We start from the raw sequence: 12,654 nt of genomic DNA on the forward strand, positions 1-12,654 counted from the left end.
GCCACCACACCACCTATGACGAACACAAAGCCTGGGCACACCGTCACACCACCCGGGACACCGAGGCCGCTTGACAACTTGCGGTCCTGGGATGTCTAGCTGCGGGTTCGGATCCCAGCACGAATCGAAGAACACGAACAGCGGCTTGATGCCCTGACGCGCCGCGATCCCGACGAAATTCGCGAGCCTGCTTTGGAATCCGGCGCGATCCTGCGCCCACAGCAGATCGTGCAGGAACACCCTTACCGTGTTGAACCCGAGTAGGCGGCACGCCTGCAGCTCACTGTCGATGCGCCGCGCGTCATAGGTGCCGGCGCCGAACATCTCGATCTGGTTGATCGCGTTCGAGGTGATGAAGTTGGTGCCGACCAACCAGCCCTGCGCCTGATACCACGCGTTGGCTCGCTCCACCGGCCACTGACCGGGTGCGGCACTCGCCCGCGGGATCACCGAAAGCGGGGCCAGCACCTGAGGAAGAGCGGCCGCAGCTGCCATTACCAGCGGGATCTTGAGGGCCGTTCGACGGTGCACCTAGTGAACATAGTGGCGCTCAGCAAAGACCTCGGCCTCACGGATGACATTGCAACCATTGAGGTTTCAGATTGTTATCAACTCGGCACCGTCAGAGCCGGCCCACCGTGAAATCGGCGGCCTGACCGGGCATGCCATTGAGTACATATGCGGTGTGTGCGAAGTTGGGAACCCCGGCCGGCGTTCCGTCGCAGATCGTGTCGCCGGGCTCGCACAGCTCGATCGTCTTGTCCTTGTATCGCTGACCGATCACCATCGGCGGCGCGCCGATGTCGCGCATGAACTCGTCGGACGGTGTGCCCAGCAGCACCACCGATGCCACGTGGTCGGCAATCTCCGGCGCCATGGGCTCGGGGATGTACTGCTTGTACTCAGCCGGAATCCCGTCGGGAACGGTGGCGGCAGTGGTGTAGCCCGCTACGACGGCGCCCTGCGAGTAGCCGCCCAACACCACCTTCGTCTTGGGACAGTCCCTGGCCGTCGCCTTGACATGGTCGGACGCGTCGCGGATACCGTCGACGACGGTTCTGGCGAACTCGATCCGGTCACCGAAGTTTCCACTGGCCTGGTAGTTCACCGGATACACCTCGACCGAACGTTCCCCGGTGCGCGCACGCAGCGCATCGACGAAGGACTGTCCCGGGCCACCGACGCCGGGCGGCTCGTAGGTGCCGCGAGCGAACACCACCTCGACATCTGGACACGGCGGCTGCGCCGACGCGGCCGGCATGGGTGCGAACGGGGCGGTGCAGGCAGCGATCAGCGCCGCGCCCTGGAAATATCTGAAGACGTTCATTTCGACTCCACGCCTACCGGATCGTGACGAACGTTACGGTTCCCCATGCTGGCACATTCCAAACGCGGAGAACAGGGCCCGGGACTTATCCCAGCGGAACATCCAGGTAGGGCCGCGGGTCGGCCGCGCCGGGTCCGTCGAAATGCCACCACTCCCCCGAGTACACGTTCAGCCCGCCGGCTTTCATGGCCTCGCGCAGTCGCGCCCGATTGGCCTGGGCTGCAGGGCTCACCCCGTCGGTGGCGTACGCGAGGCTGCGCGGGGTGAAGTCGTCGAACCCGGTGCCCATGTCGACGAGCGACCCCCCTCGGGCGATCGTGACGTCGACCGAGCGACCGGCCTCGTGACTGCGGGCATAGGCGCTCGGGCGGGCCACCCAATTCGGGTTGGGCACCACCTCGAACATCCTGACCTGAACCTCGTGTGGCCGGTAGCAGTCCCAGAAGACCAGCTTGTCGGGCCGCAGGGCGGCCGCCGCCGCGGCAAGGCCGGGGGCCATCGACTCGTGCACGAGACAGGGAGCACCCGCTGGATAGAGCTGCCGGCCGACGAAGTTGTCACTGGTTGCGTACCGCAGGTCGATCACCGCGTCGGGCACGACCGAGCGCACGTCGACCAGCCCGGCTTCGGCAGCGGGCCGGGCGGACGCCGGTGGGGCCCAGAGGACACCGGCAAGCAGAACCAGGGCAGCGAATGCGATGCGCACGGACAAATTGCACCACATCCACTTAATTGCCTGCTCAAGCATCATTTCAGCCATCCCGTCAATTGCCTGGGAGGTGAGCGACCGCGGCGATAGGCTTTGCCCGTCTGCGCAGGAGGATCACATGAGCCTCGACGGGAACCAGACATCGATCGACGAGCTGCTCGATCGGGCTGTGCGTGCCTGCAATCGCGGCGACCGCGCTGCCGCGAACTCCCTGGCCGAGCAGGTCCTGGCGGTGGACCGCGGCAACGCGGACGCCGAAGATCTACTCGCCGCCTCCGACGGTCACGGGGAAATCCGACGCCTCACGTTGATGTTCATCGATCTCGTCGACTCGACGGTGCTGTCCACGCGCGTCGAACCCGAGACCTACCGCACGCTGGTCGGCCGGTATCGCCAGGACGCGATCCGCCTGGTCAACCACTATGAGGGCCACATCAGCTCGACCAAGGGCGACGGACTGCTGGCCGTGTTCGGCCACCCCAAGGCCCACGAGAACGATGTCAAACGAGCCGTCGCCGCAGGGTTGGAGATCACCCACGCGGTGGCCCGAATCAGCGAACAGGCAATCCGTAGATTCGGCGTCACCATCGACGTGCGGGTGGGCGTGCACCGTGGAGTCGTCTACCTCGACACCGCGCAAGACGACGTCTACGGTTTCGCCGCGAACCTGGCCGCCCGCATTTCCTCGCTGGCGGCACCGGGAACCGTCGCCGTGTCGGACGCGGTGGCGGCTCTGATCGGCGGCACGTTCGAACTCGCGGCCTGCCCGGCCGCACCGGTCAAAGGTGTCGACGAACCTGTGACCCATCATCGGGTGCTGTCCGACTATCCGACCGCGGTAGCGACCCGCACCGCTGCTCTGGTCGGACGGCACCGCGAGCGGGACTGGTTGGAGTCCGCCTGGCAGCAGGCCGAAGACGGCACGTTGAGGTGTGCCGGCGTGGCGTTCCGTGGCGAAGCGGGCATCGGTAAGACCCGGTTGGGCCGGGTCGCTGCGGATCTGGTCACGGGATCGGGCGGAACCGTCATCGAGCTGAGGGGCTCCCCGCTACACGTCGACGCCGGCCTGTATCCGGTGCGCCGCCTGCTGGAACGCCGTTGTGGCATCGACCGGCTCACCGAAGCCGCTGAGCGGATCCGTCTCCTGGAGTCTGAATTACGTTCGCACGCAATGGATCCCACGGCAGCTATTCCGTTTCTCGCGCCGGTGCTGGGCGTGGGACCAGAACACGGCTACCAACCCGCGATCGCCGAGGGCCGCACCCTGTATGAGCTCATCGGCGCGACCGTGCTCCGATACCTGCTGGCATGCCTGAACGGTGCTGCCGGCCTGGTCATCGCCGAGGACATGCACTGGTTCGACCCCTCCACCATGGATGTGGTCGACGCCTTGCTCACCGGGGCCGACGGGCGGCGGCTGATCGTGCTCACCGGACGCGAGGGCAAGTGGCTCAGGCCGGACTGGCCGGTCAAGCTCTTCGAGCTCACGGCGCTGAGCACCGACGAGTGCAACGAGCTGATCGAAGCGTTGGACCCGGCCGTGACGGATGCGCAGAAGGCCGCCGTGTGCAGTCGATGCGATGGGATCCCGTTCTACATCGAGCACGTCGTGGCCGGCCTGGATGCCGCAGCCAACGACGAGCAGGTACCGGAGGCGCTGTACGAACCGTTGTTCGCCCGACTTCACACCCGGCCAGATGTGGTGCCGGTGGTCGAGGCCGCAGCCGTCATCGGGCGAAGCGGTGACCTCGCGTTGCTCCGGTCCGTGGTGGGCTCCGACGTCGACACCGACACCGTGGTCGCCGCGCTGGCCGAGGCGCAGGTGTTCCAGATCGAGGACGAGCGTTGGCGATTCCGTCACGAGCTGCTGCGCGAGGTGGCCGGCGAGCTGGCGCCACCGACTCTGGAACGTGACCTGCACGCCCGGGTGGCACGCGAGCTGGTTGACCAGGCCGCGGGAGTGGAACCCGATTGGCGGCTGGTGGCGCGCCATTACGAGGGAGCGCAGCGTTTCCATGACGCCGTCTCCGCGTACCGGAAGGCGTGTGTGCAGGCCCGGCGACGCGCGTCCGCGTCGGAAGCCTGCGCATATCTGACACATGCACTTGAACTGCTGAACCGGTGCGCCGCCGGGCCGCAACGCGACGAGGTCGAGATCGCACTGCGCCTGGAGCGCGGATTTCTGATCGGGGCCGCGCACGGAAGCATGAGTGGCGATGCTCCCGCCGACTTCGAGCGCTGCCTGCAATTGACCGCCGACGGACGACATCAGGACGACATCTTCGCAACGCTGACCGCGCTGATCAGCTACTACGTCCCCCGGGCAGACCTGCGCCGGGCCCACGAACTCCTCGACTCCATGGCCGCAGGCATCACGACGCAGCGGCCATGGTTCCATCGGGCGATCGCCTCCTCGATGGGTTCCATCACCTGGCTGGAGGGCAGCTTCACGGTGGCCCGGGAACACCTGTTGACCGCGCTCGCCGACCCGTCTCCGTCGGATCCCCGCGAACTGGACGACACCTGGCGCGGCAACACGGATCCGATCTCGGGTGCCTACACCTACCTGGCTCTTTCCGATCTGATCTCCGGAGATCTGCCGGGAGCAAAGGCCGACCTGGCCGCCTCGGTCCACCGCTGTGAACAGCTGGGTTTCCCGCTGAACGCCTTCAACCGGGCACATACCTATTTCAAGGAGATCTGGGTGTGTCTGGAGGCCGGCCAACTCGATGAGGCGCTCTTGCTTTCCGGCGAAATGCGTCGCTGCACCGAGGATTCCGGCTTGGACCTGTGGCGCTTCGTCAGCGCCACCGAGTACGCCACCGTGAAGGCGGTGGCGGCGATGCGCGCCGGCGCCGATGCCGCCACGTTGGAGGCCAGCGCCGCGAAGATCGCCAGAGGCGTCGACGGATCACGACTCATGCACCTCAACGTCTATCTGACCTTTCACGATGCGGTCATCGGCCGATTGCTCATCGCGGCCGGTCAGCCGGACAAGGCACGCGAACGGCTGGAAATGTCACTGAGCCTCGCAGAGGAGACCGGAATGCACTTTCACGATGCGGAACTGATGCGGCTGCGAGCCCATACCGTGCCACCGGACCAGCGTCGGGCCGCTCTGGCCGATGCGTTGGACTTCGCGCGGCGTCAAGATGCGGTGTTGTTCGAATTACGGTGTCTGATCGACTCTTTCGAGTTGCTCGGGGACGGGGACCGCGAAGGTTTGACCTCCGCGGTGAACCGGCTACCCGGGAACGCCGGCTGGCCTGAACAGGCACGGGCCGAACGGTTCCTGTCATGACCAAGGTCGCGGTGCTGGGGGGCGGTGTTGGCGGGTTGACCGCGGCCCATGAACTGGCCGACCGCGGATTCGACGTGACCGTCTACGAGCGGCATACAGCGTTCGGCGGGAAGGCCCGGTCGATGCCGTTCCCCGGGACGGCCACCGGTGGGCGCAAGGATCTGCCGGGCGAACATGGATTCCGGTTCTTTCCAGGGTTTTATCGACATGTTCCGGACACGATGGTGCGAATCCCCCACAACAGTCAGACCGTCGCCGACCATCTGGTCACGGCCACGCAGATGATGCTGGCGCAGCACATGGGCGCCAACGAGATCATCGTGGCCACCCAGGTCTCGTCTGCACTCGACGATCTGTCGGCCACCATGAAGGCCATCTGGCAACTGGGCGTGGGACTGGGTATCCCGCCGCAGGAGATGACGGCGTTTGTGGAACGGCTGCTCACCCTGCTGGCCTCGTGCGACGAGCGTCGCTTTGGCCAGTGGGAGCAGACGAGTTGGTGGGACTTCATCGGCGCGGCCAACCGCTCGCCGCAGTTTCAGAAGTTTCTGGCCAACGGGATGACCCGCACGCTGGTGGCGGCGAAGGCCACCGAGATCTCGGCACGCACCGGCGGTTTGATCCTGTGCCAGTTGATGTTCGACCTGGTACGCCCGAACGGGAAGATGGACCGGGTGTTGGACGGGCCGACCAGTGACGTCTGGATCGATCCGTGGCTCACCCATCTCGCCGGCCTCGGGGTGAACCTGTGTGACGGCTACGAGGTCACCGGGATCGATTGTGACGGAAAACAGATCACCGGTGTGTCCATGTCCGTCGACGGCCACACCGAGCAGATCGTGGCCGACCATTACGTGGCGGCGATGCCCAAGGAGCGCCTTGAGCTGCTGCTGACGCCCGCGCTCTGCGCCGCCGAGCCGCGACTCACCGGCCTATCGAAGCTCAAGACCGACTGGATGAACGGCGCGATGTTCTACCTCGACGTCGACAAGCCCCTGGTCCACGGCCACGCCATCTTCATCGACTCCAAGTGGTCGTTGACCGCTATCTCCCAAGGGCAGTTCTGGCGCAATTTCAACTGGTCGAATCGCGGTGATGGCCGGGTGGAAGGCATTCTCTCCGTGGACATCTCGGCCTGGGATGTACCGGGGAGCACCCCGTACCAGGCCAACGTGTGCAGTCGGGACGAGATTCGTACCGAGGTGTGGAAGCAGATCACCGACCACATTGATGACGGCTCCCTGACCGAGGCCAACGTCATCGACTTCTTTCTCGATCCGGCGATCACGTTCGGCACCGGACCGAACCGGCCGAAGTCGAAGAACGACGAGCCCTTGCTGATCAACACCAAGGGCTCGTGGGCGGACCGCCCGGACGCCGTGACCGCCCTCCCCAACTTCTTCCTGGCGGCCGATTTCGTGCGCACCTACACCGACTTGGCGACGATGGAGGCCGCCAACGAGGCCGCGCGGCGCGCGGTCAACGGGATACTCGACGCCACCGGGTCGCCCGCGACCAGGTGCCCGGTGTGGCCGCTGCACGAGCCGCGGGCGTTGGAGCCGTTCCGCCGATGGGACAAGCTGCGCTGGCGACTGGGTCAGGGACCCGTCACACCGCCGATCAAGATCGACTTGGCCGGGATACCGGGGACTACCGGCGCCCTCGCACGCGGCCTGCTCGCGGTGCTGGGTGGCTCCGCCTGAGATTTCGCACGCTGGACTGCGCCGACATGTGCGGCTGCTCGGTGATGCCGGCAAGTGCGCACAGGTTGCCTGCGACGTCTTGGTTCTCACCTGTGGTGATGCTTCGCAGCAGGAGCGCGATCGGCGGCCATTTCGCCGGCGGCTCCAGATAGAAGGCGCCCAGGCCGGCCGCCCACGCGAGCTGGTGGACCCGTTTCTCGTGCGCAGCCTCCGGATAGACGGCCAGACTGGTCGCGAAGTTCCAAGCCCCCTCCCGGAACTTGGTCAGAGTGTCCTTGATGAACAGGTCTTCCTTGGGGATCGCCCAGCGCAGCCACCGCACCCCCGGCGACCGGCGTTGGACGATGTCGAGCATGTCCGGCGTCTGAAGGGACACCAGCTCGTTGACGTGTTCGAAATCGGCGTGGATGTCGGGCAGCCGGTTCGCGGCGAGGTCGACCACCGCGATTCCCAGGTCGAAGCAGATGTGGGCGTTCAGGCTGGCGACCATGTGCTGCAGCATCGACGCTTTGCGGTTGTGTTGGTTGAGGAACGCGATCTCCCACGGCAGGGTCAGCGCCTCCGGGTCGTGGGAGCGCGGATGGAAAAAGGCGTTCAACGCGTCGAAGTACCGCCTCGCGAACACGCAGTCGAGTTGCTCGATCCACTGCGCATCGGTGAACTCGCCGGCGCGGGCTGCGCGCTGGATGGCGATCGTGCCCCGTTTGTACAAGGCGGCGAAGTAGCCGATCGTGCTGTCCGCCCGGATCGACCAGTCGATGACGAGGTCCAGATTGCGCACCACGTCATCGAAGGTGGAAGCGTCTTTCAAGGGTTCCAGAACCAGAGTTTGTGTGGTCATCGTCATCCCACCTCCGTTGTCCGATCGAATACAGATTCGCGCGGTTCGGACACGGTGTCGTGAGTAGCCGCCTACCCTAGTTTCGAGCGGAAATGACACTCTCTTCTTCAGCCATGTCGCTTTCCGATGTACGATAATCGCACTCTTGATCCGGCCCCGGAGCCCTCCGGCGGCCTTTTACTTACGCGCAGAAGTAACCGACGGAATGGAGCGATCCTATGGCGTCAGCCGTACCGGAGACCGTCGCAACCCGCTATGCCGGCAGACGGGTCGAACGGGTGGAGGACACCCGCCTGCTCACCGGACGCGGCACGTACGTCGATGACATCACGCGCCCCGGCATGCTGCACGCCTGCTTCGTCCGCAGCCCCTACGCGCACGCAAAGTTCACCGCCATCGATGCCACCGCGGCCCTGGCCCTGCCCGGTGTGCACGCGGTGCTCACCGCCGCCGATCTGAATCCCGAGGTCAAAGAGGCCTGGCACGCCGTCGCGGGCAAGGACGTCCCGGACACCCCGAGGCCACCGCTGGCCGAGGGTGAGGTGAAGTTCGTCGGCGATCCGGTGGCCCTGGTCATCGCCGAAAGCCGCTACATCGCCGAGGACGCCGTGGATCTGGTCGACGTCGACTACGAACCGCTGCCCGCAATCGCCGACTTCCGCCAGGCGCTGACCTCCGACGTGTCCGTCCATGAGGCCTTCCCGGACAACAATGCCGGCGGCATGGCCGGCATGCCCCCGGACGAGGAGGTCTTCGGCGCCGCCGCACATGTGGTGAAGGAGCACATCTACCAGCAGATGCACGTGCCGGTGCCGATCGAATGCCGCGGCATGGTCACCGAATGGGCGCAGGCGACGGGCGAGCTGACCATCTGGGCCTCCACCCAGACCCCGCACGAGTTGCGGGCTTTCGCGGCCCGTCTGCTCGGCATCCCGGCCCAGCATGTGCGGGTCATCATGCGCGACACCGGCGGCGGGTTCGGCCAGAAGGTCGTCCCGATGCGCGAGGACATGTGCATCATGCTGGCCGCGCGCAAGGTACGCACCGCGCTCAAGTGGATCGAAGACCGCCGCGAGAACCTGATGTCGGCGGGTCAGTCCCGCCACGTCGACGGCGACGTGCGCATGGCGTTCGACGACGACGGCGCCATCCTGGCCGCCGACATCGACTTCGTCCAGGACGTCGGCTCCTACCCGACCCCGTACCCAGTGCTGACCACCGCGGCCATCGGCATGTTCTTCCCGGGCCCTTACCGGGTACCGAAAGCGAGCTTCAACTACAAGACGGTGTTCTCCAACACCGCCGGCCTGCACGCCTACCGCGGCCCGTGGCAGTACGAAACCCTCACCCGCGAAATACTTCTCGACATTGCCGCGCGCAAGATGGACATGGATCCGGTGGAGCTGCGGCGCAAGAACCTGCTCCGCCGCGACGAGATGCCGTATTTCAACCCCAACGGTATGCCGTATGACCACGTCGCCCCCATCGAGACGTTCGAGCAGGCGGTCAAGATCCTCGACCACGAAGGGTTCCGCAAGGAGCAGGCCGAGGCACTGGCCCAGGGCAGGTACCTCGGGCTGGGCTTCTCGGCCTACATCGAGCCCACCGGCGCGGCCACCGGGCACCTGGCCAGCGAGGGCTGCACCATCCGGATGGAGCCGACCGGCAAGATCAACGTCTACGTCAACGGCGGGTCCACCGGAAACAGCTTGGAAACCACCGTCATTCAGCTCACCGCCGACGCACTCGGCGCCGACATCGACGATGTCGCCACCATCCAGGGCGACACCGCGGTGACGCCGTACGGCGCGGGCACCCAGGGCAGCCGCAGCGCCCCGATGACGGCCGGGGCGGTCAACGAGGCCGGCACGATCCTGCGCAACCAGCTGGTGGCGATGGCCGCCGCCAGGCTGGAGGTCTCCGAATCCGAGATCGAGCTCGGCGGGTCGCGGGCCGTCGCGCGCAACGATCCCGAAAAGAGCGTGAGCTTCGCCGATCTGGCCTACCGCGCGCACTACGAGCCGCAGATGCTGCCGCCGGGCATGTCGGCGAACCTCGAGGCCACCGCCCGCTACACCGCGCCACCGACCGCCCCGATCCACTGGGCGAACGCCACCCACGCCTGCACCTGCGAGGTCGATGTCGTCACCGGCCACGTCACCCTGACCCGCTACATCGTCAGCGAGGACGTCGGCCCGATGATCAACCCCAACGTGGTCGAGGGCCAGATCGCCGGCGGCACCGTCCAGGGCATCGGCGGGGCACTGCTGGAGAAGTTGTCCTATGACGACGCCGGAAACCCGTTGTCCTCAACCTTTGTCGACTATCTGCTGCCCACCGCCACCGAGGTCCCGACGATCGAGTACGGCCACGTCGAGATCCCCGGCCCCGGCGTGGGCGGCTACAAGGGAGCAGGCGAGGGCGGTGCCATCGGCTCGACCCCCGCGGTGATCAACGCCGTCAACGACGCCTTGGCCCCGCTCGGCGTCACCTTGACCACCTTGCCTGCCACCCCGGCAGCCATCGTCGAAGCGATCGAGCAGGCACAGGAACTCGGCTCGCAGAAACCATCAGGAAGGGATCACTGATCGTGGAGCTCAACAACGAATTCCGGGTCGCGGTACCGGCGGCGAAAACCTGGGAGGTGCTGACCGACGTCGAACGCGTCGCCCCCTGCCTGCCCGGTGCCACCCTCCTGAGCGTCGACGGAGACGATTTCACGGGTGCGGTCAAGGTCAAGGTCGGTCCGATCACGGTGTCCTACAAGGGTGATGCCACCTTCCAGGAAAAAGACGCAGCAGCGCAGCGGGTGGTGCTCAAGGCCAACGGCAAGGAGACCCGCGGCAACGGCACCGCCTCGGCCATCGTGACCGCCCAACTGAAGGACGAGGGCGCCGACTCCACCCTCGTGGTGGTCACCACCGACCTGGCCATCTCCGGCAAGGCCGCCCAGTTCGGCCGCGGCGTGCTCGCCGATGTGGCAGGCAGCCTGATCGACCAGTTCGCGAAGAGCCTCGAAGCCGAACTACTCGGTGGGGCTACCCCCTCGGACGAGACCAGCTCTGCCGGAGCAACATCCGCGCAGGCACCACAGGAGGCCGCCCCGATCAATGCGCTCGCTCTGGCCAAGGTGATGGCGGTACCGATGGCCAAGCGCTTCGCTCCGGCCATCGGGGCGGTCGCGGCCGCAGGCGTGCTGGGGTTCCTGGTCGGCCGGGCCGGCCGCACCAAGCGCAAGAGCACCGGGCTGAGCACCGAAGATCTGCACGCAGCGCTGCTCCGGTTGGTGTCATGAAGCCCGCCCCGTTTGCCTATCACCGGCCCGCCACCGTCACCGAGGCAGTGGCCATGCTCGGTGAGTTCGGCGAGGACGCCAAGATCCTCGCCGGCGGCCAGAGCCTGGTACCCATGCTGGCCATGCGCCTGACGCACTTCGAGAACCTGATCGACATCTCGCGAGTGCCGGAACTCAACGACATCACACTGCACGGCAACGAGGTTCGGATCGGTGCGGCCACCCCGCACGCCATGGTCGGACTCGACGACGAGATCGCCGACTCGGTGCCGCTACTGACCCTGGCCACGCCGCACATCGGGCACTTCCAGATCCGCAGCCGCGGCACGCTCGGCGGCGCGATCGCGCATGCCGATCCCGCTGCCGAGTACGCGGCGGTCGCACTGGCACTCGACGCGACCATCGAGGCCACCTCGGCACGCGGCGTCCGCCAGATCCCAGCCGCGGAGTTCTTCACCGGCCTGTGGGAGACCGCACTGGCCACCGACGAGATCCTGACCGCGGTGCGCTTCCCGGTGGCGTCGGGTCGCAGTGGCTTCGGGATTGCCGAATTCGCCCGTCGCCATGGCGATTTCGCGATAGCCGGCGCGGTCGTCGGGTTCGATCTCGACGAGGACGACCGGATCACCCGCTGCGGCATCGGCCTGCTCGGACTCGGCTCCACACCGCTGCGGGCCGTCCCGGCCGAAACGGCCCTGATCGGCACCCCGATCGGTGGCATCAGTGCCGACGAGATCGGCCGGCTGGCGATGTCCGAGCTCACCGACATTCCTTCCGATCTGCAGGGCTCGGCGTCATACCGGGCCCGGGTCGGCGCGGCCATGGTGTCCAGAGCCTGGACCCAGGCAACCACCCACGCCGAGGAGGCCCTCAATGCATGAACTGCCGGTCGCGGTTTCGGTCAACGGGCGTGATTACCAGGGGGTGGTCGAGCCCCGGGTGACCCTCGCCGATTTCCTCCGCGACAACTGCGGCCTCACCGGCACCCACCTCGGCTGCGAGCACGGCGCCTGCGGTGCCTGCACGGTCCTGTTGGACGGCCAGGCGGTCCGATCGTGCCTGGTGTTCGCGGTACAGGTCGACGGCCAGGACGTGACGACGGTCGAGGGCATCGCCGGCCCGGACGGCGAGCTGTCCCCGGTGCAGTCCGCCCTCAAGGAGTGCCACGGCCTCCAGTGTGGCTTCTGCACGCCGGGATTCGTCACGTCGATCACCGCGCTCCTGCGCGACAACCCGGACCCCACCGATGAGGAGATCCGCGAGGGACTGTCGGGCAACTTCTGCCGGTGCACCGGCTACCAGGGGATCGTCAACGCCGTCCACCGGGTTTGCGGCCACGCCGAGGACAGCTCCGAGCTCAAGCCTCTAGGTCAGCAATAACTTTCGCGATACGCCGGGCCCTGGTCTCAGCGGCCTTGGCGCTCTGCACCGACGTGACGTGCGCCTTCTGCCTGCTGTAGGACAGGCGCTCCGCCCAT

Annotated in this window: 10 protein-coding genes and 1 pseudogene; 6 read left to right on the plus strand and 5 right to left on the minus strand. The window is 66.6% G+C overall.

The genetic code is table 11. The features are described 5' to 3' along the window. The 3 genes and pseudogenes from AC4ELS_RS26225 to AC4ELS_RS26235 form a co-directional block, all read right to left on the minus strand. Nucleotides 1-531 (minus strand): annotated as a pseudogene (locus tag AC4ELS_RS26225) (hypothetical protein); the annotation flags it as partial. Between the two features lie 91 nt (nucleotides 532-622). Continuing rightward, the gene (locus AC4ELS_RS26230; RefSeq protein WP_064884667.1) at nucleotides 623-1,327 is read right to left on the minus strand and encodes a cutinase family protein; all 705 of its coding nucleotides are present in this window, start codon (nucleotides 1,325-1,327) and stop codon (nucleotides 623-625) included. Nucleotides 1,328-1,412: 85 nt separating this feature from the next. After that, nucleotides 1,413-2,051 carry a M15 family metallopeptidase gene (locus AC4ELS_RS26235; RefSeq protein ID WP_448447647.1) on the minus strand — a complete coding sequence of 213 codons (639 nt, stop codon included), beginning with the start codon at nucleotides 2,049-2,051 and terminating at the stop codon, nucleotides 1,413-1,415. Between the two features lie 103 nt (nucleotides 2,052-2,154). Here AC4ELS_RS26235 and AC4ELS_RS26240 point away from each other — a divergent pair, with 103 nt between their 5' ends. Next, nucleotides 2,155-5,337, plus strand: coding sequence for an ATP-binding protein (locus AC4ELS_RS26240; RefSeq protein WP_499049968.1), 3,183 nt, complete (start codon nucleotides 2,155-2,157; stop codon nucleotides 5,335-5,337). Continuing rightward, complete coding sequence (locus tag AC4ELS_RS26245; protein WP_064884663.1) at nucleotides 5,334-7,040, plus strand: hydroxysqualene dehydroxylase; 1,707 nt, start codon at nucleotides 5,334-5,336, stop codon at nucleotides 7,038-7,040. The genes AC4ELS_RS26240 and AC4ELS_RS26245 overlap by 4 nt, the downstream gene beginning before the upstream one ends. Here the strand turns inward: AC4ELS_RS26245 and AC4ELS_RS26250 are convergent. Then, nucleotides 6,988-7,881 carry a DUF5995 family protein gene (locus AC4ELS_RS26250; protein ID WP_131811660.1) on the minus strand — a complete coding sequence of 298 codons (894 nt, stop codon included), beginning with the start codon at nucleotides 7,879-7,881 and terminating at the stop codon, nucleotides 6,988-6,990. The two genes, AC4ELS_RS26245 and AC4ELS_RS26250, sit on opposite strands and share 53 nt — an antisense overlap. A gap of 218 nt (nucleotides 7,882-8,099) precedes the next feature. Between AC4ELS_RS26250 and AC4ELS_RS26255 the strand changes: the two genes are divergently transcribed. Genes AC4ELS_RS26255 through AC4ELS_RS26270 form a run of 4 tightly spaced genes read left to right on the plus strand, consistent with a single transcriptional unit; the run spans nucleotide 8,100 to nucleotide 12,556 of the window. Then, entirely contained in the window at nucleotides 8,100-10,469 is a 2,370-nt protein-coding gene (locus AC4ELS_RS26255) for a xanthine dehydrogenase family protein molybdopterin-binding subunit (RefSeq protein ID WP_499049972.1), read from the plus strand. A gap of 2 nt (nucleotides 10,470-10,471) precedes the next feature. After that, entirely contained in the window at nucleotides 10,472-11,176 is a 705-nt protein-coding gene (locus AC4ELS_RS26260) for an SRPBCC family protein (protein WP_064884656.1), read from the plus strand. Next, entirely contained in the window at nucleotides 11,173-12,057 is an 885-nt protein-coding gene (locus tag AC4ELS_RS26265) for an FAD binding domain-containing protein (RefSeq protein ID WP_064958852.1), read from the plus strand. Before AC4ELS_RS26260 ends, AC4ELS_RS26265 begins: the two co-directional genes overlap by 4 nt. Then, nucleotides 12,050-12,556 (plus strand): (2Fe-2S)-binding protein, encoded by a 507-nt coding sequence (locus AC4ELS_RS26270; RefSeq protein WP_064958851.1) that lies wholly within the window; start codon nucleotides 12,050-12,052, stop codon nucleotides 12,554-12,556. The genes AC4ELS_RS26265 and AC4ELS_RS26270 overlap by 8 nt, the downstream gene beginning before the upstream one ends. Here AC4ELS_RS26270 and AC4ELS_RS26275 read toward each other — a convergent pair. Further along, nucleotides 12,534-12,605, minus strand: coding sequence for a hypothetical protein (locus tag AC4ELS_RS26275; protein WP_236734822.1), 72 nt, complete (start codon nucleotides 12,603-12,605; stop codon nucleotides 12,534-12,536). The two genes, AC4ELS_RS26270 and AC4ELS_RS26275, sit on opposite strands and share 23 nt — an antisense overlap. Nucleotides 12,606-12,654: the final 49 nt, after the last annotated feature.

The organism is Mycobacterium shunyiense (genome assembly GCF_058270035.1).

Bases quoted from the DNA above. Each gene is read 5' to 3' on its own strand.
- AC4ELS_RS26230 (WP_064884667.1), bottom strand. From the start codon at position 1,327: ATGAACGTCTTCAGATATTTCCAGGGCGCGGCGCTGATCGCTGCCTGC.
- AC4ELS_RS26235 (WP_448447647.1), bottom strand. From the start codon at position 2,051: ATGTGGTGCAATTTGTCCGTGCGCATCGCATTCGCTGCCCTGGTTCTG.
- AC4ELS_RS26240 (WP_499049968.1), top strand. From the start codon at position 2,155: ATGAGCCTCGACGGGAACCAGACATCGATCGACGAGCTGCTCGATCGG.
- AC4ELS_RS26245 (WP_064884663.1), top strand. From the start codon at position 5,334: ATGACCAAGGTCGCGGTGCTGGGGGGCGGTGTTGGCGGGTTGACCGCG.
- AC4ELS_RS26250 (WP_131811660.1), bottom strand. From the start codon at position 7,881: ATGACCACACAAACTCTGGTTCTGGAACCCTTGAAAGACGCTTCCACC.
- AC4ELS_RS26255 (WP_499049972.1), top strand. From the start codon at position 8,100: ATGGCGTCAGCCGTACCGGAGACCGTCGCAACCCGCTATGCCGGCAGA.
- AC4ELS_RS26265 (WP_064958852.1), top strand. From the start codon at position 11,173: ATGAAGCCCGCCCCGTTTGCCTATCACCGGCCCGCCACCGTCACCGAG.
- AC4ELS_RS26270 (WP_064958851.1), top strand. From the start codon at position 12,050: ATGCATGAACTGCCGGTCGCGGTTTCGGTCAACGGGCGTGATTACCAG.